Genomic DNA, 217 nt, shown 5'->3' with positions numbered 1-217 from the left:
GCTACTTCGTGCTGCTGTTCAGCACCTTGGGCTTCTACTTCCCGGTGTTCGGCGAGGGCAACACGCCAATCGCCATCGGCTGCGCCTCGCTGCTGCTGTGGGCGGTGCACTTCCTGGTGCTGCGCGGCATCAAGGAAGCGGCGTTCATCAACCTGGTCACCACCGTGGCCAAGGTGGTGCCGCTGCTGCTGTTTGCCCTGATCTGCCTGTTCGCCTT

The 217-nt window shown here is 63.1% G+C and carries 1 protein-coding gene; it reads left to right on the top strand.

The window, feature by feature from the left end; all coding sequences use genetic code 11:
* The coding region (locus J5M58_RS27790; RefSeq protein WP_207880784.1) for an amino acid permease at positions 1-217 on the top strand (217 nt) is incomplete at both ends.

The sequence above is a fragment of the Pseudomonas sp. 32_A genome, assembly GCF_017490905.1.
GTDB lineage: Bacteria > Pseudomonadota > Gammaproteobacteria > Pseudomonadales > Pseudomonadaceae > Aquipseudomonas > Aquipseudomonas inefficax.
Note: the sequence above shows the minus strand (reverse complement) of the source record. Positions and strands in the feature narration are given on the sequence as shown.